Annotated in this window: 27 protein-coding genes and 1 pseudogene; 18 read left to right on the forward strand and 10 right to left on the reverse strand. The window is 28.6% G+C overall.

What is annotated here, in order from left to right; all coding sequences use genetic code 11:
• The first annotated feature begins 120 nt into the window (after positions 1–120).
• Genes CARM_RS05730 through lepA form a run of 10 tightly spaced genes read left to right on the forward strand, consistent with a single transcriptional unit; the run spans position 121 to position 11,683 of the window.
• On the forward strand, positions 121–561 hold the full coding sequence (locus tag CARM_RS05730; protein WP_139427196.1) for a c-type cytochrome: 441 nt from the start codon (positions 121–123) through the stop codon (positions 559–561).
• A 16-nt stretch (positions 562–577) separates the two neighbouring features.
• Positions 578–1,690, forward strand: coding sequence for an ABC transporter substrate-binding protein (locus CARM_RS05735; RefSeq protein ID WP_139427194.1), 1,113 nt, complete (start codon positions 578–580; stop codon positions 1,688–1,690).
• Between the two features lie 11 nt (positions 1,691–1,701).
• A complete protein-coding gene (locus CARM_RS05740; protein WP_139427192.1) occupies positions 1,702–2,817 on the forward strand; it encodes an ABC transporter substrate-binding protein in 1,116 nt (371 codons plus the stop codon).
• A gap of 12 nt (positions 2,818–2,829) precedes the next feature.
• On the forward strand, positions 2,830–3,726 hold the full coding sequence (locus CARM_RS05745) for a branched-chain amino acid ABC transporter permease (protein WP_139427190.1): 897 nt from the start codon (positions 2,830–2,832) through the stop codon (positions 3,724–3,726).
• A 1-nt stretch (position 3,727) separates the two neighbouring features.
• Positions 3,728–4,759: a branched-chain amino acid ABC transporter permease gene (locus tag CARM_RS05750; protein WP_139427188.1), complete on the forward strand. Its 1,032-nt coding sequence runs from the start codon at positions 3,728–3,730 to the stop codon at positions 4,757–4,759.
• On the forward strand, positions 4,756–5,526 hold the full coding sequence (locus tag CARM_RS05755) for an ABC transporter ATP-binding protein (protein ID WP_139427186.1): 771 nt from the start codon (positions 4,756–4,758) through the stop codon (positions 5,524–5,526). The genes CARM_RS05750 and CARM_RS05755 overlap by 4 nt, the downstream gene beginning before the upstream one ends.
• A complete protein-coding gene (locus tag CARM_RS05760; RefSeq protein WP_139427184.1) occupies positions 5,513–6,208 on the forward strand; it encodes an ABC transporter ATP-binding protein in 696 nt (231 codons plus the stop codon). Before CARM_RS05755 ends, CARM_RS05760 begins: the two co-directional genes overlap by 14 nt.
• 4 nt (positions 6,209–6,212) lie before the next feature.
• Complete coding sequence (gene ccsB, locus CARM_RS05765) at positions 6,213–9,443, forward strand: c-type cytochrome biogenesis protein CcsB (protein WP_139427198.1); 3,231 nt, start codon at positions 6,213–6,215, stop codon at positions 9,441–9,443.
• A 10-nt stretch (positions 9,444–9,453) separates the two neighbouring features.
• Positions 9,454–9,879: a hypothetical protein gene (locus CARM_RS05770; protein WP_139427183.1), complete on the forward strand. Its 426-nt coding sequence runs from the start codon at positions 9,454–9,456 to the stop codon at positions 9,877–9,879.
• A 13-nt stretch (positions 9,880–9,892) separates the two neighbouring features.
• A complete protein-coding gene (lepA, locus tag CARM_RS05775; protein WP_139427181.1) occupies positions 9,893–11,683 on the forward strand; it encodes a translation elongation factor 4 in 1,791 nt (596 codons plus the stop codon).
• 30 nt (positions 11,684–11,713) lie between these two features.
• Here lepA and CARM_RS05780 read toward each other — a convergent pair whose 3' ends face one another.
• Complete coding sequence (locus CARM_RS05780) at positions 11,714–12,334, reverse strand: hypothetical protein (RefSeq protein ID WP_139427179.1); 621 nt, start codon at positions 12,332–12,334, stop codon at positions 11,714–11,716.
• A gap of 264 nt (positions 12,335–12,598) precedes the next feature.
• Here CARM_RS05780 and CARM_RS05785 point away from each other — a divergent pair, with 264 nt between their 5' ends.
• On the forward strand, positions 12,599–13,933 hold the full coding sequence (locus tag CARM_RS05785; protein ID WP_139427177.1) for an MATE family efflux transporter: 1,335 nt from the start codon (positions 12,599–12,601) through the stop codon (positions 13,931–13,933).
• Here the strand turns inward: CARM_RS05785 and CARM_RS05790 are convergent.
• The 5 genes from CARM_RS05790 to thiD are packed head-to-tail and all read right to left on the reverse strand — an operon-like array spanning position 13,914 to position 17,040.
• A complete protein-coding gene (locus CARM_RS05790) occupies positions 13,914–14,552 on the reverse strand; it encodes a uroporphyrinogen-III synthase (RefSeq protein ID WP_139427175.1) in 639 nt (212 codons plus the stop codon). The genes CARM_RS05785 and CARM_RS05790 overlap by 20 nt on opposite strands.
• A complete protein-coding gene (locus CARM_RS05795; RefSeq protein ID WP_161593869.1) occupies positions 14,552–14,830 on the reverse strand; it encodes a thiamine-binding protein in 279 nt (92 codons plus the stop codon). The genes CARM_RS05790 and CARM_RS05795 overlap by 1 nt, the downstream gene beginning before the upstream one ends.
• An 8-nt stretch (positions 14,831–14,838) precedes the next feature.
• A complete protein-coding gene (gene thiE, locus CARM_RS05800) occupies positions 14,839–15,459 on the reverse strand; it encodes a thiamine phosphate synthase (protein ID WP_139427171.1) in 621 nt (206 codons plus the stop codon).
• Positions 15,446–16,228 (reverse strand): hydroxyethylthiazole kinase, encoded by a 783-nt coding sequence (thiM, locus tag CARM_RS05805; protein WP_139427169.1) that lies wholly within the window; start codon positions 16,226–16,228, stop codon positions 15,446–15,448. Before thiM ends, thiE begins: the two co-directional genes overlap by 14 nt.
• The gene (thiD, locus tag CARM_RS05810) at positions 16,228–17,040 is read right to left on the reverse strand and encodes a bifunctional hydroxymethylpyrimidine kinase/phosphomethylpyrimidine kinase (RefSeq protein WP_201736627.1); all 813 of its coding nucleotides are present in this window, start codon (positions 17,038–17,040) and stop codon (positions 16,228–16,230) included. The genes thiM and thiD overlap by 1 nt, the downstream gene beginning before the upstream one ends.
• A gap of 197 nt (positions 17,041–17,237) precedes the next feature.
• On the opposite strand from thiD, the gene CARM_RS05815 reads away from it, so the two are divergent.
• From CARM_RS05815 to CARM_RS08610, 3 genes and pseudogenes are all read left to right on the forward strand, one after another.
• Positions 17,238–17,708 carry a low molecular weight protein-tyrosine-phosphatase gene (locus CARM_RS05815; protein WP_139427165.1) on the forward strand — a complete coding sequence of 157 codons (471 nt, stop codon included), beginning with the start codon at positions 17,238–17,240 and terminating at the stop codon, positions 17,706–17,708.
• 341 nt (positions 17,709–18,049) lie between these two features.
• A pseudogene (locus tag CARM_RS08605) lies at positions 18,050–18,511 on the forward strand (PDC sensor domain-containing protein); the annotation flags it as partial.
• 819 nt (positions 18,512–19,330) lie between these two features.
• Positions 19,331–19,771 carry a methyl-accepting chemotaxis protein gene (locus tag CARM_RS08610; protein ID WP_425321094.1) on the forward strand — a complete coding sequence of 147 codons (441 nt, stop codon included), beginning with the start codon at positions 19,331–19,333 and terminating at the stop codon, positions 19,769–19,771.
• Positions 19,772–19,799: 28 nt separating this feature from the next.
• Here the strand turns inward: CARM_RS08610 and CARM_RS05825 are convergent, their stop codons facing one another.
• Genes CARM_RS05825 through ribA form a run of 3 tightly spaced genes read right to left on the reverse strand, consistent with a single transcriptional unit; the run spans position 19,800 to position 21,306 of the window.
• Positions 19,800–20,162: a hypothetical protein gene (locus CARM_RS05825; RefSeq protein ID WP_139427008.1), complete on the reverse strand. Its 363-nt coding sequence runs from the start codon at positions 20,160–20,162 to the stop codon at positions 19,800–19,802.
• Positions 20,156–20,749 carry a 16S rRNA (guanine(527)-N(7))-methyltransferase RsmG gene (gene rsmG / locus CARM_RS05830; RefSeq protein WP_139427006.1) on the reverse strand — a complete coding sequence of 198 codons (594 nt, stop codon included), beginning with the start codon at positions 20,747–20,749 and terminating at the stop codon, positions 20,156–20,158. Before rsmG ends, CARM_RS05825 begins: the two co-directional genes overlap by 7 nt.
• Complete coding sequence (gene ribA, locus CARM_RS05835; RefSeq protein ID WP_139427004.1) at positions 20,746–21,306, reverse strand: GTP cyclohydrolase II; 561 nt, start codon at positions 21,304–21,306, stop codon at positions 20,746–20,748. The genes rsmG and ribA overlap by 4 nt, the downstream gene beginning before the upstream one ends.
• 70 nt (positions 21,307–21,376) lie before the next feature.
• Here ribA and hemB point away from each other — a divergent pair, with 70 nt between their 5' ends.
• Genes hemB through CARM_RS05855 form a run of 4 tightly spaced genes read left to right on the forward strand, consistent with a single transcriptional unit; the run spans position 21,377 to position 25,461 of the window.
• Positions 21,377–22,360 carry a porphobilinogen synthase gene (hemB, locus tag CARM_RS05840; protein WP_139427002.1) on the forward strand — a complete coding sequence of 328 codons (984 nt, stop codon included), beginning with the start codon at positions 21,377–21,379 and terminating at the stop codon, positions 22,358–22,360.
• A gap of 3 nt (positions 22,361–22,363) precedes the next feature.
• Entirely contained in the window at positions 22,364–22,849 is a 486-nt protein-coding gene (locus CARM_RS05845) for a DUF2603 domain-containing protein (protein ID WP_139427000.1), read from the forward strand.
• The gene (hemN, locus tag CARM_RS05850) at positions 22,836–24,191 is read left to right on the forward strand and encodes an oxygen-independent coproporphyrinogen III oxidase (protein ID WP_139426998.1); all 1,356 of its coding nucleotides are present in this window, start codon (positions 22,836–22,838) and stop codon (positions 24,189–24,191) included. The genes CARM_RS05845 and hemN overlap by 14 nt, the downstream gene beginning before the upstream one ends.
• A gap of 1 nt (position 24,192) precedes the next feature.
• Positions 24,193–25,461 (forward strand): (Fe-S)-binding protein, encoded by a 1,269-nt coding sequence (locus tag CARM_RS05855; protein WP_139426995.1) that lies wholly within the window; start codon positions 24,193–24,195, stop codon positions 25,459–25,461.
• On the opposite strand, the gene CARM_RS05860 is transcribed toward CARM_RS05855, so the two are convergent.
• On the reverse strand, positions 25,458–25,667 hold the full coding sequence (locus tag CARM_RS05860) for a hypothetical protein (protein ID WP_139426994.1): 210 nt from the start codon (positions 25,665–25,667) through the stop codon (positions 25,458–25,460). The genes CARM_RS05855 and CARM_RS05860 overlap by 4 nt on opposite strands.
• Positions 25,668–25,689: the final 22 nt, after the last annotated feature.

Raw genomic sequence — 25,689 nt, forward strand, 5'->3', positions numbered from 1 at the left:
AATTATCTCTTCTTTTAATCCTTGTATTTTAATTTCTTTGATTTTTTTATATAAATTAAAAATTATTTATTTTTTTTAGATATAATCGAGCTTATTTATATTCAGAAAAAAGGTATATTAATGTTACGCTTGTTAGCTATGATTGGTATTTTATTTATAAGTTCTTCAATAGCCTTTAATATAAAATCTCTACTTACTTATACTTTCAATGATAATGTAAGTTATGACTTAACCAAGGCAAAGGATATTTATTTTAAAAATAAATGCAATACTTGTCATGGAGATAATGGTGAGAAAAATTCTTATGGTAAAAAAGCTATTAAAAATTTAAGCCCCGAAGAAATTAAGGGTTCGCTAAAAGATTTTGCAAATGGCTATTATAAAAATAACAACAGCGAAAATATTCAAATGAGTATTTATGCAAAACAACTAAGTGATGATGATATGAATCATATTATTGCATACCTCAAAGGACAAAATTTCTCTATAGAATTAAATCAACAAGATTTATTAGAAGAAGAACCAAAACAAAAAACTAAACATAATACATTTTTAAAATAACAAAAAAGGAGTTAATATGAAAAAAAATCTACTACTAATTAGTCTATTTTGCGCTAGTGCAATTTATGCAGCAGAAGTAAAAATAGGGGTTGTTCTTCCACTAACTGGAAGTTTAGCTGCCTATGGTAATGATGTATATGAGGGTATCAAACTAGCCAATACCTTAAATCCCAATCTAAAAAATGGAGATAATATCAAAATTATAGCCATAGACACCAAAGGAGATAAAATAGAAACAGCTAGTGCCACAACAAGACTTATTTCTCAAGATAAAGTTTTAGGACTTATAGGAGAAGCTGTTACCCCAAATACCATGCAAGTTCTATCTATAGCCGAAGAAAGAAAAATTCCTGCTATAGCACCAGTTGCTTCAGGGGATAAGCTTTTAGATAAAAAAACTTATGCTAGTAGAGTTTGTTTTATGGATAGTTTTCAAGGAGATAAATTTGCAAATTATGCATATAAAGATTTAAATCTAAAAAGCGTGGTGGTAATTGTTGATCAAAGTAATGTATATTCACTAGGTTTGGCCAAAGCTTTTGAAAAAGAATTTAAACAAAATGGTGGAAAAATTCTAAAAAAATTAACCATATCTTCTGGAGATAAGGATTTTAAAGCTATAGTTTCTCAATTAAAGAACATTAATCCTGATTTTGTTTATATGCCTATTTATCATCCAGAAGCTGCTTTAATTGCAAGACAAGCAAAAGCTGTGGGTTTTGATAAACTTCTAAGTGCAGGCGATGGAGTAAATAATAAAACCTTTATCGAACTAGGTGGTGATGCGGTAAATGGAGTTGTATTTACAGATAGTTTTGATTATAACAATCCTCCAACAAAATTATCTAAAAATTTCATACAAGCATATGAAAAAGAGCATGGCTCAAAAGAACTCCCAGCATTTTCTGCAATGGGTGCAGATGCGTATTATGTAATGGTAAATGCAATGAATGAATGCCTTGATACTCTAAATTCAGAATGTATCAATGAAAAAATACACTCTACTTTAAATTTTGAAGGAGTTGGAGGGTTTATAAGTATTGACAAAAGTGGCAATGCAAGCCGCTCTGTAGTTATAAAAGAAATACAAGAACAAAAACAAGTTTATAAAACTATTATTAATCCTTGAAAGGTAGGACAATGAAAAAAATCAGTATAGCTATATTATCCATTATAGCTGCTAACTTTATACAAGCAAAAGAAATAAATATCGGTGTTGTTTTGCCTTTAACAGGATCAACAGCAGCTTATGGACAAAGTGCTTTAGATGGTATTAAAATTGCCAATTCAATGAAAAATACTTTAAACAATGGAGATAAAGTAAATCTTGTAGTAGTGGATACAAAAGGTGACAAGATAGAAAGTGCTAACGCAAGCACAAGATTAGTTTCACAAGATAAGGCCTACGCATTAATCGGAGAAATGCTAACAGCAAATACTTTACAAGTTATAAGAATTGGAGAAGAAAAGAAAATTCCTGTGGTTGCCCCCGCAGCAACAGCCGATAAGCTTTTAAATAAAAAATTATACGCTAGTAGAGTTTGTTTTATGGATAGCTTTCAAGGCTCTTCTTTAGCGACTTATGTTAAAAATAAACTAAACTACACCAAAGCTGTTATAGTCAGTGATCAAAGTGCTGATTATTCTTTAGGATTAACTAGGGCTTTTGAAAAAGAATTTAGCAAACAAGGTGGAAAAATTTTAGATAAGTTTAGAATTACTGCAGGTGATAAAGATTTCAAAGCCATTCTTTCACAAATTAAGAATTTAAATCCTGATTTCATTTATTTACCTGTGTATTATACCGAAGCTTCTTTATTTGTGCGTCAGGCAAAAGCTATGGGTATAAATATACCTATGGGTTCAGCTGATGGAGTAGCCGATGAAACATTTATAAATCTAGCTCAAGATGCAGCAGAAGGTTATTTATTTACTGATAGTTTTGATTATCACAATCCTCCAACACAACTTTCAAAAGATTTTATTTTAGCTTATGAAAATGAAAAGCAAAACAAAGAAGTTCCAAATTTCACTGCTATGGGAGCTGATGCATATTTTGTTATTTTTGAAGCAATGCAAAAATGTCTTAACAATTTTAATAGTGAATGTATTAACAATAATATCCATACCACTTCTAATTTTGAAGGCGTGAGTGGGGTTATTAGTATTGATAAAAGTGGAAATGCAAGTCGTTCGATTGTGATAAAATCAATAGAAAATCAAAAACAAGTTTATAAAGACTTAATTCTTCCATAAATAAGAGGTTTAATGGATAATTCTTTAATATTGCAACAAATTATAAATGGTTTTAGTCTAGGCAGTATGTATGCACTTATTGCCATAGGCTATACAATGGTTTATGGTGTTTTAAGATTGATTAATTTTGCACATGGTGATATTATGATGGTAGGTGCATACACAGCTTTATTTTGTGTTACAAGTATGAATGTACCTTTTTTAGGAGCACTTTCTTTAGCTATGCTTTTTGCTGCAGCTTTAGGTATAGCCATAGACAAAATCGCATATAAACCTTTAAGAAAAGCGCCTAGAATCTCCTTACTTATTACTGCTATAGGCATAAGTTTTTTAGTACAAAATATTTTTAATGTCTTATTTGGTTCTACTCCAAAATATTTTCCTGTGCCAAATTATCTTGAAACAGTGATTAATTTTAGCAATCTTAGCATTGGTGTTAATAGTATCTTAGTGCCAATTTTAACTTTTTTTATATTATTAGTAGTTTTATTTATACTTTATAAAAGTAAATATGGGATTGCTATTAGAGCTTTAGCTTTTGATATTCACACGGTTAATTTAATGGGTATTGATGCAAATCGTATTATAGCTATTGTTTTTGCTTTAGGTTCAGCTTTGGCAGCTATTGGGGGAATTTTTTGGGCCGTTAGTTATCCTTCGGTTGAACCTAGTATGGGAACCTTAATAGGACTTAAAGCTTTTGGAGCTGCTGTATTAGGTGGAATTGGTTCTGTTGCTGGTGCAGTTTTAGGTGGTTTGATCATAGGTTTTACAGAAGTGGTGGTGGTTGCGATTTTTCCCGATCTTTCCGGTTTTAAAGATGCTTTTGCTTTTATCTTTTTGGTATTAATTTTACTTTTTAAACCAACTGGAATTTTAGGTATAAATTTTGAAAAGAGTAGGTTTTAATATGGTTGCAAGAAAAATTACGCATTTGGGATTTTTTGTCATAGCTCTTGCTTTTCTTTTTATTTCTCCTTATTTTTTTAATGACTATAAAATAGGAATTATAAGTAATATTGCTATTTTTGTAATCTTAGCAGTAAGTTATAATCTTATCAATGGTGTAACAGGTCAATTTTCACTAGAGCCAAATGGTTTTGTAGCAATAGGTGCTTATGTTGCTGCATTGGTTTTGCTTACGAGTGAAAGTAAAATTGATCAATTTTCTCTAGAAGATCCAAGTAATTTAATTTTAATGATACATTCACCAAGTTTTATCATAGCTTTACTTGCTGCAGGTACATGTGCTATGCTTTTATCTTTAATATTGGCCTTTGCTGTATTTAGAGTTAGAGGAGATTATTTGGCTATAGTAACATTAGGTTTTGGTATTATTATCAAACTAATGGCAATTAATTTTGCTTCTATAACCAATGGTTCTTTAGGTCTAAATGATATTCCAAAGCATACTACTTTATATTGGAGTGGTGGGATTGCAATTTTTTCTGTGATAATTATTTTAAATATTGTTAATTCTAAATTTGGAAGAGCTATGAAAGCTATTAGAGATGACGAAGATGCCGCTTTGGCAATGGGAATTAATACTTTCAATATAAAAACACTTGCTTTTAGCACTTCGGCATTTTTAGAAGGAGTTGGTGGAGGTCTATTAGCCTGTGCTTTAGCTTCAGTATCACCTGAACAATTTGACTTTTTATTTACATTTCAACTTCTAATAATTATTGTTTTAGGAGGATTGGGTTCTACAACTGGTGCAATTATAGGAGCTATTTTAGTAATTGGTGGAAGTGAATATTTACGATTTTTAGATGAAAGTATGAATATCTTTGGTTACGAAACTCCTGCTATGCCTGGACTTAGAATGGTGGTATTTTCAATCATATTAATACTGGTTATGCTTTTTGCTAGAAGAGGAATAATGGGAGATAAAGAATTTACGGACTTTTTGTTTAGGTTTTCTAAAAGGAATAAAAAATGATTTTAGAACTTAAAGAAATTCATAAGAATTTTGGTGGAGTTACTGCTATAGCTAATACTTCTTTTTCAATCAAAGAAAGTGAAATTTTCGGACTTATAGGTCCAAATGGTGCAGGCAAAACAACACTATTTAATATCATTACAGGAAATTACAAGCCAAGTAGTGGAGAAGTTTTTTTTCTGGAAAAAAAGATTGACCATTTAAAACCTCATAAAATAGTTCATCTAGGTATTGCAAGAACTTTTCAAAATATTAGACTCTTTTCGAGTATGAATGTTTTAGAAAATGTATTGATTGGCTTTGATAAAAGCATTAAATATAATATTTTTGAAGCTTTCTTACATTTGGGAAGATTCTCTAAAGCTGAAAAAAATGCAAAAAAAGTAGCTTATGAAATTTTAGAACAACTAAATATTGCTCATTTAGCTGATGAAAAAGCTACTAGTTTAAGTTATGGACAACAAAGAAAAGTTGAAATAGCAAGAGCTTTAGCAACAAAACCTAAGCTTTTATTGCTAGATGAACCCGCAGCAGGTATGAATTCGACAGAAAGTGATGATTTAGCAGAATTAATTTTTGATATAAGAGATAACAGAAAAATAAGTGTATTGCTTATAGAACATGATATGAAATTCGTCAATAAGCTTTGCGATAGGGTTATGGTGCTTGATTATGGTAAGACTATATTTGAAGGAAAACCTAGTGATGCGGTACAAAACCCAGAGGTAATTAGTGCATACTTGGGAGATTTTAATGCTAGTTGTTAAAGATTTACATGTTTATTATGGTCTTATAGAGGCTGTTAAAGGTATTGACTTTACCATAAAAACTGGAAGTATTGTAAGCTTAATAGGATCTAACGGAGCTGGCAAAACATCTACTTTAAATGCTATGTTAAATTGTGTCAAAAAAACTGGAGAGGTAACTTTTCTAGGTTATGACACACAAAGACACTTATCACATACTTTGGTTCAAAAAGGTATAGCTTTGGTACCAGAAGGTAGAAGAGTTTTTATCAATCTTACTATTGAAGAGAATTTAAAAATTGGTGCATTTAATAATGCAGAAAACTATGAACATTTAAAAAATCAAATGTATAGACTTTTCCCAAGACTTAAAGATAAAAAAAACGCATTAGCTGGGACTTTAAGTGGTGGAGAAGCACAAATGCTAGCCATCTCAAGAGCACTTATGAGCGAACCTAAACTTTTAATGTTAGACGAACCATCTTTAGGACTAGCACCTAAAATAGTTGGAGAAGTATTTGATATTATTGTTAAACTAAAAGAAGAAGGAATTACTATTTTACTTGTTGAGCAAAATGCTTTTTCTGCTTTAAAAATTAGTGATTATGCTTATGTATTAGAAAACGGAAAAATCGCTATGCACGCACCTGCAAAAGATCTTATTGGAAATGATGAGATTAGAAAAAAATATCTTGGAGCTTAAATATATGAAAAAACAATTTTTAGTTTTTGGTGATATAAAAATTTCTATTTTTTTATTTTTAGTTTTTGCATTGTTTTGCGCCTTAGCAACTTTTATTGAAAGTGCATACAATACTCCGACAGCTTGGGCGATGATATATGGTACCTCCTGGTTTGGGTTTATACAATTTATATTAGGATTGAATCTTTTAGTAGCTTTATTTAAATACAAAATGTTTAATAAGAAAAAAATACCTCTTTTAATTTTTCATATTTCATTTTTATTTATTTTGCTAGGTTCAGCAATGACTAGATATATGGGATTTGAGGGTAATTTACATATTAGGGAAAATGAAAAAAATAATATAATAGAAACTTCAAAAAGTTATATATATATAGCAACACTAAAAGATGATAAGGTTTATAGTGCATCAAAATCTGAATATATATCAACATTGCCTTTTGTTAATAATTTTTCTTTTGATTTAATAATGCCTGATGAAAAAGCTAATGTAAGTTATAAAAATTTAATTTTAGATGCTAAAGAAATTTACATAGATGATAACACCTCATCTCCTTTACTTTCAATCATGATATCTCAAAATAACACCACAGAAGAACTCATTTTTAAAAAAGGAGATATAGAAAATATAAACGGCATTAATATAGCATTTTTAAACGACTCAGTATCTAGTCCTTATATTAAAATTGATGAAAATTTGAGTCTAAGTTCGGATTTTGATTTAAAATATATGTCTATGGACGATGGAAAAGAAAATGTTTTAAAAGCTAAACAAAAAACTTTAGCAAACGAACCAAAATTATATTCTTTTAACGATATTAATCTGGTTGTAAAGTTTGTTTCTTTACATGGTAAAAAAACACTAGAGGGTATAAATCAAGCACAAGATGAAAGTTTTTTTACTTGGTTTAAAAATAGTTGGATGGAATTGGGACGAAATGCCTTAATTTCTTTATTTGGTGAAGCAAAATATTGGAACAATTCTTTGTTAAATAACTTCAAAGATTTTGCTCAAACTACAAAATATATGCCAACACAACTTTCAGAAAATGCCATCAATGTTTTAAATTTAAATGTAACTTATAAAGGAGAAAGCAAGGAAATATTTTTATTAGAATACAATTCTCCTGTCCGTGTTGATATAGCAGGCCAACCTTTCTTTTTAAGATGGGGTCCTAAAGGAATAGAAATGCCATTTGAAATGTATTTAAAAGATTTTGAACTAGAACGCTATCCTGGCTCAATGTCCCCTATGTCATATGCAAGCTATGTTGAAATTAATAACAGCAACGAAAAAATAGATTATAAAATTTTTATGAATAATGTTTTAGACTATCAAGGATATAGATTTTATCAAAGTTCTTATGATCAAGATGAATTAGGAACTATACTTTCAGTTAATAAAGATCCGGGTAAAATTCCTACATACATAGGATATTTTTTACTCACACTAGGAATGTTTTTAAATGTTTTAAATCCTCATTCAAGATTTAGAACTTTAGCTAAATTAATTAATCAAGACACCCTTAAAAAAACAAGTGCTATTTTAGCATTTATATTAGTCTTATTTACAAGTCAAAATACTTATGCAAATGAACCTATCAAGGTAGATGAAACACATGCTAAAGAACTTGCTTCTTTAATAGTTCAAAAGCCCGATGGTAGAATGGTTCCTTTTAATACTTTAGCTATGGAAGTTTTAGAAAAAATACATAAAAGCACAACCTTCCAAAACCAAAGCGCTGAAGCAACTATCATATCAATGATTTTTGATGGAAGCGCATGGTATGATAAAGATATTATTTTTATGCCAACAAGTCGTTTGATTAACGAGGAGATTTCTAAAATTTTAGGTATTGAGCCTAGAGCTTATACTAGTTTCAAAGACTTCTTCACTACAGATACTTATAAATTACAAAAATATGTAGAAAATGCCATTAGAAAAAATCCAAACCGCAGAAGTGTTTTTGATAAAGAAATTATCAAACTTGATGAAAGAGTTAATATTGTAAATTTAATCTTCTCAGGTGATATTTTTAGATTTATTCCTTTACAAAATAGCACTAATAACCAATGGGTAGCACCGCGTGAAGCCTATATAGGTTTAAAAGGTGAGGAAGGTAAAGAAGTAAGAAGTATTTTAGAAAATTATTTCAATGCGGTTAGTAATTCTATTATGCATAATAACTGGAATGAAGCAACTAAAAATTTAAATATCATCAAAAATTATCAAGAAAAATACGGTCATGAAGTTATGCCAAGTGCTAAAAAAATTAACACAGAAATCTTTTTTAATAAAAGTCAAATTTTTGTAAATCTTGCCCCGCTTTATCTATGTGCTGGGTTTTTACTTTTAATTATAGTTTTTGTTAAAATGCTCCTGCCAAAAATTCGCATTGATTTTATTTTTAAATGTGTTTATGTGTTTAATATTGTGGCATTTTTTATCCATACTCTAGGTTTAGCTTTGCGTTGGTATATAGCAGGGCGTGCCCCATGGAGTAATGCTTATGAGAGCATGGTTTATATAGCTTGGGCTTTATCATTATCTGGAATTTTCTTTTCTCGAAAAAGTCCTATTGCACTTTCTTTAACTTCTATTTTAGCAGGAGTTACTTTAGGGGTGGCTCATCTTAGTCAAATGGATCCACAAATTACCAACTTAGTTCCTGTATTGCAATCTTATTGGCTAACAATACATGTTTCTGTAATTACTGCTAGTTATGGATTTTTAGGTTTATGTGCATTATTGGGTATATTTGTACTTATTTTATTATGTATGCTAAAAATCAATAGCAAACATAATGAAAATATTTTAAGAAATATCACAGAAGCTACAAGAATTAATGAAATGGCTATGATTTTGGGGCTTTGCTTACTTACTGTAGGAAATTTTTTAGGTGCTATATGGGCAAATGAAAGCTGGGGAAGATATTGGAGTTGGGATTCTAAAGAAACTTGGGCTTTGATTAGTATTTTAGTTTATGCAGCTATTTTACATATGAGATTAGTTCCAAAATGGGCAAATCAATACACTTTTGCAGTATGTTCAATGTTTGCTTATTGGGTTATTATAATGACTTATTTTGGAGTAAATTATTTCTTATCAGGAATGCATTCTTATGCGGCTGGCGATTCTGTTAAGATCCCTGATTATGTTTATTGGGGATTTATATTTATGGTGCTTTTGAGTCTTATAAGTTATTTTAAAAGATCTTATGCAAGAAAAATATAGGAAAAAATAAATGAATAATTCTCTTTTTATTGTTTTAATCATTGCCCTAGTTATAATTATTATCTTGGGAATTCTTTTAGTGTTATTTTTTACCCATAAAAACGCAAATACAAAAACGGCTATCAATAACGCTAATTCTTCCATAAAAAATATCGAAGATTTTATATCTAAAGCAAATTCCGCAAAAAGTTCCCAAGAAATTCAAGCTTTAATTTTGCAATTTTTAAATTCACAAAAATTTGGATCTAATCCTAAAGATAGTGCCACAAGAAGAAAGTTTGATTTTATTAGTGCCATATCAGCAAATTCTAATGCTACTCCAAAAAACATATCGTTTTTAAATAACGAATTAAAAAAAAGATATAAAAGTTTAAAAAAAGAATTTGATGCTTATGAACAAATAGGCTTAGCAAAAAGAAAAATGAGACAATCTTAAAGGTGGGTTTTTAATGAAAAATATTAGGAATTTTTCAATTATTGCGCATATTGATCACGGAAAAAGCACCTTAGCTGATAGAATTATTAGCGAATGTGGAGCAATTAGTGAGAGACTAATGAGTGCTCAAGTAATGGATACTATGGATATCGAAAAAGAACGCGGTATTACTATAAAAGCACAATCTGTTCGTTTGAATTATAAATTAAATAATAAAGAATACATATTAAATTTAATAGATACTCCAGGACATGTGGATTTTTCATATGAAGTTAGTCGCTCTTTAGCGAGTTGTGAAGGTGCTTTACTTGTGGTTGATGCCTCTCAAGGTGTTGAAGCCCAAACAATTGCAAATGTTTATATAGCCTTGGAAAATAATCTTGAAATCATTCCAGTAATAAATAAAATAGATCTGCCATCAGCGGATATTGAAAAAGTTAAACACGAGATAGAACATATCATAGGCATTGATTGCTCTGAAGCAATTTGTGTTAGTGCTAAAACTGGTATTGGCATAAAAGAATTAATTGAAACCATAATCACAAAAATTCCTGCACCAAAAACCGATGATGAAGCACCTACAAAAGCTTTGATTTATGATTCTTGGTTTGATAATTATCTTGGAGCTTTAGCTTTAGTTAGAATTTACGAAGGAAATATTGCTAAAAATGATGAAGTTTTGGTAATGAGTACAGACAAAAAACATTTAGTGCAAGATCTATTTTACCCACATCCATTAAACCCTATAAAAACTAAAAAAATAGAATCAGGGGAAGTTGGAGTTATAGTTCTTGGTCTTAAAAATGTAGCTGATGTTCAAGTAGGTGATACCATAACACTAGCTAAAAATAAAGCAAAAGAAGCCATTGGTGGATTTGAAAAAGCCAAAGCTTTTGTCTTTGCAGGATTATATCCTATAGAAACAGATAAATTTGAAGATTTAAGAGATGCTTTAGATAAATTAAAACTTAATGATAGTTCTATAACCTATGAACCTGAAACCTCGCTAGCTTTAGGATTTGGTTTTAGGGTTGGATTTTTAGGACTTTTACATATGGAAGTTATCAAGGAAAGATTAGAACGCGAATTTAATCTTGATCTGATTGCAACAGCTCCAACCGTTACTTATGAGATTTATCAAACAGATGGTGAAATTTTAAAAATTCAAAATCCAAGCGAATTACCACCAATTAATAAAATTGACCATATTAAAGAACCTTATGTAAAAGCTACCATCATAACACCTAGTGAGTACTTAGGAAATTTAATCACTCTTTTAAATCGCAAACGCGGCATACAGGTAAAAATGGATTATATTACCCCTGAACGCGTTTTACTTGAATATGATATACCTTTAAATGAAATAGTAATGGATTTTTATGATAAATTAAAATCACTTACCAAAGGTTATGCTAGTTTTGATTATGAGCCTATTGAATTTAGAATTGGAGATCTTGTAAAACTTGATATAAAAGTAGCTGGAGAAAATGTTGATGCACTAAGCATTATAGTTCCAAATGAAAAAGCTTTAAGTAAAGGTAGGGAACTTGTCAAAGCTATGAAAGAAATTGTTCCAAGACAACTTTTTGAAGTAGCAATTCAAGCAAGTATCGGTAATAAAATTATAGCAAGAGAGAATGTAAAATCTATGGGTAAAAATGTTACTGCAAAATGCTATGGTGGAGATATTACTAGAAAAAGAAAACTTTTAGAGAAACAAAAAGAAGGTAAAAAAAGAATGAAAGCTATCGGAAAAGTGCATTTGCCTCAAGAAGCTTTTTTAAGTGTTTTAAAAATAGACTAAATCCCTAGTTTATACACTAGGGATTTTAAATTATGCATTGATATCTAAAGAATTTCCACCCATTTCATTTATTTTTTGAGTTACCTTTTCAATAGCTTTATCAATGGTCTCATAGCTAATATCAGGAAGTTTGCCACCCCACATTTTTTCTGCTTGCGCAAATCCTGCTTTTAGTCCCTCTAAGCCTTTTTGAAGTTTTTCTATATCTTCTCCAGCACCATTAATAACAAAATCAGCCAATCTCTCAGAAGTTTTTGCTATACCAAAATACCCATCTTCACTAATAAGCTCTTTTGCCTCATCAACATTTAAACTAAGTATATCCTTACCTTCATAGCCTATAGCTTGAAAATCTACATTGGATAAAATAGCTGTTAGAGAATCTCTAGATTGAGTCCCTTGAAAAACTCCAGCTTGTGATAAGCTATTAGATGAACTCATACTAAATGCTTGTTGCATAAAACTTATTGTGTAAAGCTCGGTTATTCCCTTACCACCTATACTTGCAAGCTTACCAAATTTATCTTCATTAACATTTTTAGCACTATTAGCACTTTTAGTATTGGTATCTTCAAGTTTTGTATTCAAATCAGCCTTCCTATTGCTAACTTGCGATTCCATAGCCACGCGTGAATACGAATTTATTTGCATCCTTGCTCCTTTTTTGTGGGTTTATTAAAATCGGCTAAAATATATTAAATTTTATATTAAGCCAAAAACAAAGATTTTTATAATATAATATTAAAATTACATTTATAGGATTTTTAAAATTTAGGTGATTTATGTTTTTCAAAGATTTTTTTATTGAAATTTCAGATCCGTATTTTAAAGATACTATAGAAGGTATCGAATCTCTTTATTAGCTTTATTTTATTTAATTTACAAACAATAAAATAAATATTAATAAGGAAATTTATGTCTTTACACAATTTTTATACCAATACAAATCCTAGTGTATTATTTTACAAGTGTGCCATACCAAATATAGCAAGCGCAGCTTTTATATATCTTTATGTTATTATAGATGGAATTTTTGTTGGAAGATATTTAGGTACAGATGCACTAGCTGCTATGAATTTAGTTATGCCTTTTATTATGATAAGTTTTGCATTAGCTGATATGATAGCTATAGGTTCTTCGGTGCAAATAGCTATCAATCTAGGCAAAGGAAAAATAGAAAAAGCTAGACGCATTTTTTCTTTTTGCATAATTCTTATTTTTGCAATTTCTTGTTTAATGGGAATTTTAGGTTTTTTTCTTGCAAAACCTTTAAGTGTTTTTATAGGTGCTGATGAAACCATACAAAAGCTATCAACTGAATATATGCAAATATTTGCTATTTTTGCACCTTTTACTATGCTAGCCTTTGCAATGGATAATTATTTAAGAATTTGTGGGAAAACATTCTATAGTATGCTAGTTAATATCATAACAGCTTTAAGTAATATAGTTTTAGATTGGCTTTTTATAGTAGTTTTTGAATGGGGTCTTTTTTCGGCTGCTTTAGCAACTTGTATAGGTATGTTTTTAGGAACTATTTTAGGCTTTTTACCTTTTATTTTCAAAGATTTAATCTTAAAATTTAAAAAACCTATAATTAATTTTAAAATATTAAAAAATATTATCTATAATGGTTCTTCTGAATTTTTTTCCAATATATCAAGTTCAATTTATACAATACTTGCTAATACAATATTGCTAAAAATAGCTGGCAATCAAGCATTAGCGGCATTTTCTATTATACTCTATATAAGCACTTTTACTTTTGCTTTAATTTTATCAATGTGTGAGGCTATGCAACCTGCAATAAGTTATAATTATGGATACAAAAACACCCCAAGAATCAAAGCTATATTTAAAAGAATGTTACTTGCTTCTTGCATGTTTAGCGTGTTTGTATTTCTTATAGTGTATTTTTACAATGGTTTTATAGTTTCATTTTTTAATAAAAATAATGAGATAGATTTTGCAAATTTAGCTCAAAATGCACTTATGTTGTTTTCTTTTTCATTTTTACTAAGCTGGCTTAGCAAACTTTGTGCTTCATTTTTTACATCATTAGATAAACCTATGATTTCTTTAACTATATCTATAATGCAAAGCTTAATCTTGCCTTTTATTTTTATACAAATTTTATCCAAAATTTTTGGATTAAATGGAGTTTGGCTTGCTTCTTTTGTAAGTGAAATTTGTATGAGTTTCATAGTTTTACTTTTGCTTTATAAAACTTTTAAAAATCTAAACTCTTAGCCAATTTTATGCACGAATTTAAATCTTGTTCTTTGCAAATATATAAATTTGCAAAGTCTTTCAATTTTGAAGCTGTGCTTTCACCTATGACAACTACTTTATCTTCTTTTTTTAAAGAATAAAATTTTAAAAATTGCTCAACACTAGAAGGTGCACTAAAGACAAAAACACTTGGATGGTGAATTTTTATCTCATCTTTTTTTGGTGATAAAATAATATTTTCATAAGCAATAATTTGCTTTAAATCAATCCCCTCTTCTAACAAATACTCATTAAGCCCTGAATTAATCTTCTTTGCTCTTAGGTAAATGCATTTTTGACTTTCAAATTCTGCTAGAAATTCATATGCTAAATTTTTGCCATAAGCCTTGCTAGGATATTTGACATTTTTAAATCCACATTCTTTCGCAAAATTAGCACTTTTAGCACCCACAGCATAGACTTTTATATTAAAATCAATTTTGCTTTTACTTTTCATTAGTGATTTTAAAGCATTTTTAGAACTAATTATCAAACAATCAAATCTCTCTAAATCTACACTAAAATCACAAAAATAAATTTCATTTAATTTTATAGTTTTAACTCCATCAAATTGCTCATTACCTATAAAATATATCACTACAAATTCTCTTTAACCGTTTTTATTTTATTTTTTATAGCGTTTTTTCTATTTTTATAACAATCAAATTTAGCATTTATATAATACCTTTTTGCATCCATGCACTTTGAAGCTATATGTAAAATTTTTAAAGCTTGTTTTATATTTTTACATTCTATACAAGTTCCCATACTATGGAGCTTAAAATCTATATTTTTCTCCTGTAGTTTTTTTAAAATTTTAATAACCTCTTCTTTTTTGGAAATTTCCCCACTTATACTAAATATACTAAATTCCATCAAAACACTCATTTACTAAACTCCGAAAATATTTTTTTTAAATTTAGAGTTGATAAAAAAGGATTTTTTGAATCCATTATAGCTCTAATAACCGCTACACCTTTAATCTTGCAATTTCTTAGTAAAATGACATTATTTTCATCTATACCGCCAATAGCCACTACAGGCAAAGGACTTAAATTAGCAATTTCTTTTAAACCATCTACACCCAATACCACACAATCTTTTTTACTAGGAGTAGCAAAAACAGCCCCTACTCCTATATAATCAGCTTCTTTTATGTTTTTAAGTTCATTTTTATGATTGATACTAATTCCTATAATCTTATCATTTCCCAAAAGTTCTCTAGCTTTTTTTAATGGTATATCCTCTTGCCCTATATGTACTCCACTGGCATTTACACTCATAGCTATATCTATTCTATCATTTACCACAAAAGGTGTATTATATACATCACATAGTCTTTTTACTTTTAAAGCAAGATTATAAAATTCTAATGAACTTAATTTTTTTTCCCTAAGTTGTAAAATACCTAAACCAGCTTTTAAAGAAGCTTCTATAATATTTAAAAATTCAACCTCACTTCTTAAACCCTTACTAGCAACAAGATAAATATCAAATGATTTCATATTTTGCTCTTTTTTCTATATCCGTATCACTTAAATTGCTTAAAGCATCTAATAAATTTACTCTAAAACTGCCACTTCCACTAGAGCTTTCTTGGGCAATTTCGCTTGCTATATCAAAACTAAGCAAAGCATATAAACTAGCTTGAAATTTATCTTCCAAAACACCGGAAAATACTCCACACATAGATGCACACATACATCCAGCACCAGTAATTTTAGCTGCCATAGCAGAGCCATTGTATATTTTTGCAATTTTTTCCGCACTTATAATATAATCAATTTTACCTGTTATAGCTAATATGCGTTTAGTTTTTGTAGCATATTTTTGAGCTTGTATTAAAAAATCATCATTAATCACAAAAGTACTATCAACCCCTCTTGCTTTACCATCTAAACCTATCACACTAGCCATTTCTGAGGCATTAGCTTTTATAATCTTTATACCTTGCAAATCAAGCAAATTAAAGTTAATTTCATCTCTTGCACGACTTACCCCTAAAGCAACTGGATCAAGAATTATAGGTTTATTTATTAAAGCATATTCTCTAATAGCTTTTAACATAGAATTAGCAATACTTTGATTGATAGTTCCTGTATTCAACACCAAAGCAGAACTTATTTTAGCAAAATCAGCTTGCTCTTCGTAAAAATCAGCCATAGCAGCACTTGCTCCCATAGCTATAGTAACATTTGCACAATCATTAACCGTAACATAATTAGTAATATGGTGAATTAAAGGATTTTTTTCTCTTATTGTTTTTATAATCATTACTCTTCCTTATCAAATTTGTAAAAATGATTTGTTGGACCACAACCTTTTCCAAGTGCTAAAGAATTTAAAATAGCTCCATATACATAATCCTTAGCAAGCTTTATAGCTTTATGCTTTTCCTTACCTAAAGCAAGATTACTAGCTATAGCCGAACTTAGCGTACAACCCGTTCCATGAGTATTCTTTGTGTCAATTTTTTCTGCTTTAAAAATACTAAATTCTTTTCCATCATAAAATATATCATTAGTATTATCTTTACTATGCCCACCTTTAATCAAAACACTTTTTGCACCTTCTTCATAAAGTTTTATAGCTGCTTTTTTCATATCATCTTCATTAAGTATTTTAAAGCCACATAAAAATTCAGCTTCAGGTATATTTGGAGTAAGCACATCAGCTAAAGATAAAATTTCATCTTTAAAAAACTGACAATTTTCTAAAGGCATTAAAGCATAGCCATTTTTTGCAAACATCACAGGATCTATCACTACATTTTTAGCATTAAATTTCAATAAATTTTCTTTTACGCAAGCTATAATTTCTTTTGAGCCTAACATTCCAATTTTCACAGCAGCTGGTTCAATATCTTCATAAACAGCTAACATTTGTTCATCTATTATCTTAGTTGGCACATCAAAACAAGAAATCACCCTTGCAGTATTTTCAGCCACAACACTTAAAACCACACTCATACCAAATAAATTATGCGCACTAAAGGTTTTTAAATCAGCTTGTATGCCAGCTCCACCACTACAATCACTTCCAGCTATAGTTAAGATAGGAATTTTGATTTTTGTTTTTGCTTGTATCATTTTTATCCTTTATAAAAAAGGAAAGTTTTTGCAAGAATTCAAAGTTTGCATTACCAAACTTCTCAAGGGTCGAAGTCAAACTTCCTCTCAGCAAAAGCTCCCCGTTTAAAAATTATACCTTAGTTTTAATTAATCCAAAAAGTATTTTTTAAATATTGGTATAATTTTAATTTATAAAAAATCCAAGGAATTTTATGGTTAAAATTGTCTTTGTTTGTTTGGGTAATATATGTCGATCTCCTATGGCTGAATTTATCATGAAAGATCTTATATCAAAAGCAAATTTAAATGATAAATTCATTATTTGTAGTGCTGGAACATCTGGCTATCATGATGGAGAAGATATGCATTATAAAACAAAATCTTTGTTAAAAAATAAAAATATTATTTCAGAACCATTTTATAGTAAAAAACTAACTGAAAAAATATGTAAAGAAAATGATTATATCATAGTGATGGATAATACTAATTACAAAGATGTAAATAAAAATTTTCCTAATTTTAAACATAAAATTAGGAAAATTACTTCTTATGCTCCAAAATTAGGTTATGACGAAGTTCCTGATCCATGGTATAGTGGCAATTTTGATGAAACATATTACATACTCTCAAAAGTATGTATTAATTTATTAAACTCATTTTATAAAAATTTATCATTTAAATAATATTTAATCAATTTTATATCTTTAATAATATAATTAAATTATTCTAAGTATCTCACAAAAAACATAATGAGGAGTCTATATTTATGAAAAGTATTAAATTAAAAATTTCGTTAATTGCAAACATTGTAGCAATTGTTTGTCTTATAATACTTGGTATCATAAGTTTTATTTTTACAAAAAAAGCTTTAAATCATGAGGTTGTTAAAGCAGAAACAAACTATGTTAAAACTGCAGAAAGCTCAATAAGAGAATTTAAAGATTTCAATACACAAACTTTAAAAAAACTATCCGAAGCTATTTTAAAACTTCCTTATAGCGGACTTAACTCGCAAGAAAAACTTATGGAAAATACAGGAAAAATCCTTAAAACTTATAGGGATATAAATAATTATTTAGCAGTTTATATAGCTCAACCAAATGGAGAATTAATAGTAAGTGATCCAGATAGTGATAGCAAAGGCTTAGACTATGGTATATATGGAAAAGCAGATAATTACGATGCAACAACAAGAGAATTTTATATAGAAGCTAAAAGGAAGAATAATCTATATATAACTGCTGCATATATTGATACAACAACAGGCTTACCATGTTTTACCTATGCTATGCCTTTAAATAAAGATGGAAAATTTATAGGTATTTTAGCAATTGATGTTTTAGTGGAAGATTTACAAAATAAATTTGGTGAATTACCAGGAAGAACTTTTGTATTTGATCATGCATATACCGTATTTGCTTCAACTGATAAATCTTTGATAAGCGAAGAACAAAATCTAGATATTATTACAGTTGCCAAAGCTTTTGAAAAAGCTGGAGATTATAATATCTTTGACTATACAACCCAAAATGGACAAGATAAATTTGGTATTTGTGTGAAAATTGATACCTATACAACTTGTGCTGGAGAAAATGTTGAAGTTATTGAAACACCTGCATTGAAAATAGCATATATTCAAACTACAATTGTAATATTTACAAGTATAGCTAGTATTATTTTACTATATTTTATTATTTCTTATTATCTATCCCCACTTCAAGCAATCCAAACCGGCCTTAACTCATTCTTTGATTTCATCAATCATAAAACAAAAGACTCTACTATGATTAATGTTAATACTAATGATGAGTTTGGTGCTATGGCTAAAGCTATCAATGAAAATATCACTAAAACTAAAAATGCACTAGAACAAGATGCTAAAGCAGTAGAACAATCAGTAGATACAGCTAAAGAAATAGAAAGTGGTAATCTAACAGCAAGAATTACTGCAATTCCTGCTAATCCTCAATTAATAGAATTAAAAAATGTATTAAATGAAATGCTTAATGTATTAGAAGCAAAAATTGGTTCTAATATGAATGAAATTAATAGAGTATTTGATAGCTATAAGGCATTAGACTTTACAACTGAGGTTAAAAATGCTAAAGGTGGAGTTGAAGTAACTACTAATACCTTAGGTAAAGAAATAGTAGTTATGTTAAGACAATCATCAGAATTTGCTTCTTTACTTGCTACTGAAAGTGGTAAATTACAAAGTGCTGTTAAAGATTTAACAGATTCTTCATCAAGCCAAGCTTCTTCTTTAGAAGAAACAGCAGCAGCACTAGAAGAAATTACTTCTTCTATGCAAAATGTATCTCATAAAACTAGTGAAGTTATTGCTCAAAGTGAAGAGATTAAAAATGTTACTTCTATTATAGGTGATATTGCTGATCAAATTAACTTGCTTGCATTAAATGCTGCTATTGAAGCTGCTCGTGCAGGAGAACACGGTAGAGGCTTTGCTGTTGTTGCTGATGAAGTTAGAAACCTAGCTGAAAGAACTCAAAAGTCTTTAGGTGAAATAGAAGCTAATACTAATATCTTAGTTCAATCTATTAATGAAATGGGTGAGAGTATTAAAGAACAAACTACAGGTATTACTCAAATAAATGATGCTGTAGCTCAAATTGATCATGTAACCCAAGAGAACTTAAAAATAGCTAATGATAGTGCAGTAATATCTGATAATGTTAATAAGATAGCTAATGATATCTTAGAAGATGCTAGGAAGAAAAAATTCTAAAAAGTTAAACCCTAAAAAGGGTTTAACTTTAACCAATATAAGATTTTAAACAAACCCCATCTACACTTAATTCGTATGCTTTTTTTAAATTATTTTCCAAGCTATCCAATAAAAATAAAATTTTAGAATCAAACATATAAAATTCAGCCATACTTGAAGCAATTTTTGCCAAATTCTCATTTTCTATTAAAATATATTTTGCTCCTAATGCATTTGAAAGTAAAATTTCTTCTTCATTTTTTGCAAAAATAGCAAAATCACATTTTCCTTCTTGTGCTTTTTTGATTATGTTTTCATTATATAAAAAACAATTTACATTAGCTTGAATAAAATCATCTTCAAAATGACTAAATTTTTGCATATTTATTAAAGGGTGTCCGAAGATTAACATAATTTTTCCTTTATTTTCAAAAGACAATAATTTCTAAAACCTTGATTGAAAATCCGATAATCTTTCAAGTCTTCTAATTCTTTATAAACCTCACTACCTTTATAAAGTAAAAATAATGTTTTATCATCATAAAAACCACTTGAAATTTTCACTAAAGGTTTTATATCCATCAAGGCTCGTGAAGTAATCAAATCTACTTTAAAAGATGGATAATTTTCTATTTTTTCCTTTATAATATTTACATTTTTTAAATCAAGCTCAGTTTTCACTACTCTTAAAAAAGATGCTTTTTTGGCACTAGGCTCGAAAAGGAAAAATTTACTCTCTTGTAAAATACATGCTAAAAATACAGCTGGAAAACCTGCACCACTACCAATATCAATTATTTTTTTAAAATCATTTAAATCATAAAAATCTAAAATCTTAATACTATCAATAATATTTTCATCAATATCATTAAGATGAGTTAGATTATGCACTGCATTGAATTTTTTTAGTAAATCTTTATATAAAGATATTTTTGTAAAAAATTCATCTATATTGCTAAAATCTTTTAAAAATTCTAGTTGTTCTTTATATTTATTCAACTTAAATGTCCCATTTGTGTATGTTTAATCTCTAAATAATCTTTATTAAAACGATTAGCCTCTACCAAGATGGGTATTCTTAAATTTATTTTTTCTTTTAATGAATGAAGTTTTTCTGGATTATTAGTCAAAAGATTAACTTTTAAAATTCCATAATACTTTAATATAAAATTAACAATTTCATAACTACGCTCATCTGCTTTAAAACCTAGCTGATGATTTGCCTTTATAGTATCAAAACCTTTATCTTGTAATGCATAAGCGTTAATTTTATTAAAAAGTCCTATACCTCTTCCTTCTTGTCTTAAATAAATCACCATACCATTATGTTCTTGAATATATTTTAGTGAAAATTCAAGTTGCTCTCCACAATCACACTTTAAACTTCCTAAAACATCTCCTGTTAAACATTCTGAATGGATTCTAATATTTACTTCTTTGTCAAATTTTCCTTTAAAAATACAAAGATGTTCTTTATCGTTTTCTTTAAAACTCTGTATATAAAATTCTCCAAAACGAGTAGGAAGTTTTGCTATTTCAGAAATTTGAATAGTCATTATTTTATCTTACCTTTTTATAAAAAATATGCTAAAATTTAAAGAATTTTAACAAACAAAAAGGAAATTTATGTTTAAACGCTTCAGAAGATTAAGATTTAATGAAAATATAAGAAATTTAGTAAAAGAAAACACAATTAATATAGACGATTTAATTTATCCTTTATTTGTTGTTGATGGAAAAAACATTAAAAATGAAATTTCTTCTATGCCAGGTGTATTTCAAATGAGTTTAGATGAAATTTTAAAAGAATGTGAAGAATTAATTAAACTTGGTATTAAAGCTATCATTTTATTTGGTGTATTAGAAAGCTCTAAAAAAGATAGTTGTGGTAGTGATGCTTTAAGTGATGATGGTCTAATTGCTAAAAGCTTAAGAGCCATCAAAACGAAATTTCCACACTTAGTAGTAATTACTGATTTGTGTTTTTGTGAATATACTGATCATGGACATTGTGGCATAATAGATCCAAAAAGCAAAAGTGTAGATAATGATTTAACTTTAGAAATTTCAGCAAAACAAGCTTTAATTCATGCAAAAAATGGTGCAGATATGATTGCACCAAGTGGTATGATGGATGGAATAATACAAACGCTAAGAAAAGCTTTAGATGAAAATGGTTTTGAAAATTTGCCTATTATGGCATATTCAACCAAATTCGCTTCAGCCTATTATGGTCCATTTAGAGATGTTGCTGATTCTGCTCCAAGTTATGGAGATAGAAAAACCTATCAAATGGATTATGCTAATGGCAAAGAAGCCTTATGCGAAAGTTTAGAAGATGAAAAACAAGGCGCTGATATTTTAATGGTAAAACCAGCACTTGCTTATTTAGATGTGGTAAAAGATATAGCAAATCACTCTAAGCTTCCGCTTTGTGTGTATAATGTTAGCGGAGAATACGCCTTATTAAAAGCTGGTCAAAAAGCAGGTGTAATTGATTATGAAAAAGTAATGCTTGAAACAATGCTTGCCTTTAAAAGAGCTGGTGCTAAACTTATCATCACTTATCATGCAAAAGAAATAGCTAAAATATTAAAAAATAAGGAGTAATTGTTGAATAATTTAAGCAAGAAAACCTCACAAGATATTATAGATGAATTATCAAATCATTTAGGCATAGAAAAACACAACCAAACTATATTTCATCTCACTCATATAAACGAAAAAGAAAAAAAGTTAAGTCTAAAAAATGGTCATGAATTAGCACCTGAACCATGGTTTATAATAGATGAAAATGATGAAGTTAAAACTATGTTTTCTGTAAAAACTTTAATAGAATTTTTGCAAAATGCCAAAGAGATGCAAAAAGATAATTTTGAACTTAAATTAGAAAAAGCTATTTATCAACAAATACCTATTGATTTTAATGATGTATGGATTGTAGCTATGGATGAAATTAAACATCAAATAGCTAAAGGTGCGAAAGAGGTTAATATAGATTTAGATAAGTTAATTAGTAATATACACAATAAATATCCTAATTTATTTATAGATATGAAAGAAATGATGCAAAAGGTAAAATCAAATGAAAGATTATAAAAGCTTTGTTAAATACTCCAAAGCAGGGCCAAGATATACTTCTTATCCCACAGCAGTAGAATTTAACACTCATTTTAACTATGATGATTATATAGAAATTTTAAAACAACAAAAAGCACAATTGTCTTTGTATTTTCATTTGCCATTTTGCAGAAGTGCTTGTTATTTTTGTGGCTGCAATGTAATATACACTGCAAAAGAAGAAAGCAAAGAAAGATATTTAAATTATCTTTTCAAAGAACTTGATCTTTTAGCAAATATTATTGATACTCAAAGAAAAGTAGCTCAAATGCATTTTGGAGGCGGCACTCCTACTTTTTTTTCCGCCAAACAACTCGAAACTTTAATTTTAAAAATAAAAAATATTTTTCCAAATTTTACTCAAGATAGTGAGATAAGTTGTGAAATTGATCCTAGATTTTTAAACGAAGAACAAGCCGATGTTTTAATTCAAAATGGCTTTAATCGTATTAGTTTTGGTGTACAAGATTTTGACGAAAAAGTTCAAAAAGAAATTCATAGAATTCAACCCTTTGAACTTACCAAAAATGCAGTTAATATGGTAAGAAAAAAGGGTATAAATTCAGTTAATATGGACTTAATCTATGGTCTTCCCTATCAAAGCCTAGAAAGCTTTAAACAAACTTTAGAAAAAGCATTATCAATCAATCCTGATCGCTTTGCTATTTTTAATTATGCTCATGTGCCTTGGCTTAAAAAAAATATGAGAAAATTTGATGAAAATACTTTACCAAGTCCTGATATAAAACTTCAAATTTTAGAATATTGCGAAAGGTTTTTAACTCAAAATGGCTACAAAATGATAGGAATGGATCATTTTGCAAAACCACAAGATGAACTTTTTAAAGCATTAGAAAATGGTAGCTTACATAGAAATTTCCAAGGTTATACTACTAAAGGTGGAACAGATTTAATTGGTGTTGGTTTAACAAGCATTGGTGAGGGTAAAAGACATTATATGCAAAATTTCAAAGATATGCCAAACTATGAAAAAGCCATTGATGAGGGTAGATTACCTTGCGAAAAGGGCATTATGCTTGATAATGATGATGAATTAAGAAAAGCAGTGATTATGAAGCTTATGAGTAATTTTGCTCTAAATATTGAAAAAATAGAGAAAGAATTTAAGATAAATTTTTTTGAATATTTCAAACAAGATTTAAAAGAACTTCAAGAACTTAGTGAATTTGTAACAATAAATAAATCACGCATAAGTGTAAATGAAACAGGGATACTTTTAATTCGTAATATTGCTATGTGTTTTGATAAATACTTAAAACGAATTAGTGAAGACAAAAAAGTATTTTCTAAAACGGTTTAAAATGTTAAGCTCTGATAAAATATATAATGCTTGTGTAAAATGTGGAAAATGCATACCAGTTTGCACCATACACGAAATAAATCGCGATGAAAGTACTTCTCCGCGTGGTTTTTTAGATTTAATCAATGCTTATGAAAATCAAGAATTAGAACTTGATAAAAACCTTAAAAAAACTTTTGAATCCTGTTTTTTATGCACTAATTGTGTTGAAGTTTGTCCAAGTCATTTAAGAGTAGATAGTGCTATTGAAAAAGTTCGTTATGATATAGCTCAAAAATTTGGTATAGCTTGGTATAAAAAACTAGCTTTCTTTTTCTTAAGACACAGAAAAATTCTAAATATTTTAGCAAGATTAGGTTATGTTTTTCAAAGCTGTGTTTTCAAACTACAAAATAAAAACTTGGGAATGAAAACTAAATTTAATTTGCCTTTAATAAAAAAAGATCGCTTATTGCCTTCTTTGGTTAAAAAAAGTTTTTTAGAATCAAATCCTACTTTTATAAATAATCAAGGTGAAAAAACCATAGGGCTTTTTATAGGGTGTTTATCAAATTATTCTTACACCAACACAGGTTTTGCTTTGCTTGAAATTTGTAAGCATCTTAAAATTAATGTAGATTTATTAAAAGATCAATCTTGTTGTGGTGCTCCACATTATTTTACTGGTGATTTTAAAAGCGTCGAAAGTTTAGCTAAAAAAAATATCATCTATTTTGAGGAAAAATTAAAAACACTAGACTATATTATAGTTCCCGAAGCAACTTGCTCCGCAATGATTAATATAGACTATGAACATTTTTTCCATATGCAAAAAAACGAAGAATGGGCAATTAGAGCAAAAAAAATCTCTAATAAAATTTTACTTGCGACAAAATATTTTTACGAATATACAAATTTAGAAGAATTATTAAAAACGAAGAAAAAAATCAATACAAAAATTGCATATCATGATCCTTGCCATGCAAGAAAAATGCAAGGAGTTTTCAAAGAACCAAGAGCTTTACTACAACAAAATTATAATTTTAAAGAACTTATAAAATCAAACGAATGTTGTGGTTTTGGTGGTGTTAGTATGCAAACTGATTATTACGAAAAAGCTTTGCAAGTTGGCATTAAAAAAGCTCAAAATATACAAAAAAGTAATGTAGAAATTGTTAGCGCAGAATGTTCAGCTTGTAGAATGCAGATTTCAAACGCATTAGAATATGAAAAAATTTCCACAGAATTTTTACATCCTTTAGAATTAATAGCAAAAATACTTCAAGATTAATTTTGATTTTTTATATCTTCAATATTAGATCTATTTTTTTCTATTAAAATTCTATTTTGTTCAATATCTTCACTATTTTTTTTGCATTCATTTTTTAAAATTTCTATATTTTTATATAAAATTTTTATTTTTCTTTCATAGCGATTAATCAACAAAAACACTATAAATAAAAATAAAATTAAAATAGCCCAATTCAAAAATGCCATTTTTCCCACCTCTCATAAAATA

The sequence above is a fragment of the Campylobacter armoricus genome (genome assembly GCF_013372105.1).
Classification (GTDB): domain Bacteria; phylum Campylobacterota; class Campylobacteria; order Campylobacterales; family Campylobacteraceae; genus Campylobacter_D; species Campylobacter_D armoricus.

Coding starts and splice junctions, on each gene's coding strand:
- hemN (WP_139426998.1), top strand. CDS start 22,836: ATGAAAGATTATAAAAGCTTTGTTAAATACTCCAAAGCAGGGCCAAGA.
- CARM_RS05755 (WP_139427186.1), top strand. CDS start 4,756: ATGATTTTAGAACTTAAAGAAATTCATAAGAATTTTGGTGGAGTTACT.
- CARM_RS05795 (WP_161593869.1), bottom strand. CDS start 14,830: ATGGAATTTAGTATATTTAGTATAAGTGGGGAAATTTCCAAAAAAGAA.
- CARM_RS05780 (WP_139427179.1), bottom strand. CDS start 12,334: ATGCAAATAAATTCGTATTCACGCGTGGCTATGGAATCGCAAGTTAGC.
- CARM_RS05745 (WP_139427190.1), top strand. CDS start 2,830: ATGGATAATTCTTTAATATTGCAACAAATTATAAATGGTTTTAGTCTA.
- lepA (WP_139427181.1), top strand. CDS start 9,893: ATGAAAAATATTAGGAATTTTTCAATTATTGCGCATATTGATCACGGA.
- CARM_RS05740 (WP_139427192.1), top strand. CDS start 1,702: ATGAAAAAAATCAGTATAGCTATATTATCCATTATAGCTGCTAACTTT.
- CARM_RS05760 (WP_139427184.1), top strand. CDS start 5,513: ATGCTAGTTGTTAAAGATTTACATGTTTATTATGGTCTTATAGAGGCT.
- CARM_RS05860 (WP_139426994.1), bottom strand. CDS start 25,667: ATGGCATTTTTGAATTGGGCTATTTTAATTTTATTTTTATTTATAGTG.
- CARM_RS08610 (WP_425321094.1), top strand. CDS start 19,331: ATGCAAAATGTATCTCATAAAACTAGTGAAGTTATTGCTCAAAGTGAA.
- CARM_RS05735 (WP_139427194.1), top strand. CDS start 578: ATGAAAAAAAATCTACTACTAATTAGTCTATTTTGCGCTAGTGCAATT.
- thiM (WP_139427169.1), bottom strand. CDS start 16,228: ATGATTATAAAAACAATAAGAGAAAAAAATCCTTTAATTCACCATATT.
- CARM_RS05855 (WP_139426995.1), top strand. CDS start 24,193: ATGTTAAGCTCTGATAAAATATATAATGCTTGTGTAAAATGTGGAAAA.
- thiE (WP_139427171.1), bottom strand. CDS start 15,459: ATGAAATCATTTGATATTTATCTTGTTGCTAGTAAGGGTTTAAGAAGT.
- hemB (WP_139427002.1), top strand. CDS start 21,377: ATGTTTAAACGCTTCAGAAGATTAAGATTTAATGAAAATATAAGAAAT.
- ccsB (WP_139427198.1), top strand. CDS start 6,213: ATGAAAAAACAATTTTTAGTTTTTGGTGATATAAAAATTTCTATTTTT.
- CARM_RS05815 (WP_139427165.1), top strand. CDS start 17,238: ATGGTTAAAATTGTCTTTGTTTGTTTGGGTAATATATGTCGATCTCCT.
- CARM_RS05770 (WP_139427183.1), top strand. CDS start 9,454: ATGAATAATTCTCTTTTTATTGTTTTAATCATTGCCCTAGTTATAATT.
- CARM_RS05730 (WP_139427196.1), top strand. CDS start 121: ATGTTACGCTTGTTAGCTATGATTGGTATTTTATTTATAAGTTCTTCA.
- CARM_RS05750 (WP_139427188.1), top strand. CDS start 3,728: ATGGTTGCAAGAAAAATTACGCATTTGGGATTTTTTGTCATAGCTCTT.
- CARM_RS05785 (WP_139427177.1), top strand. CDS start 12,599: ATGTCTTTACACAATTTTTATACCAATACAAATCCTAGTGTATTATTT.
- ribA (WP_139427004.1), bottom strand. CDS start 21,306: ATGACTATTCAAATTTCTGAAATAGCAAAACTTCCTACTCGTTTTGGA.
- CARM_RS05825 (WP_139427008.1), bottom strand. CDS start 20,162: ATGTTAATCTTCGGACACCCTTTAATAAATATGCAAAAATTTAGTCAT.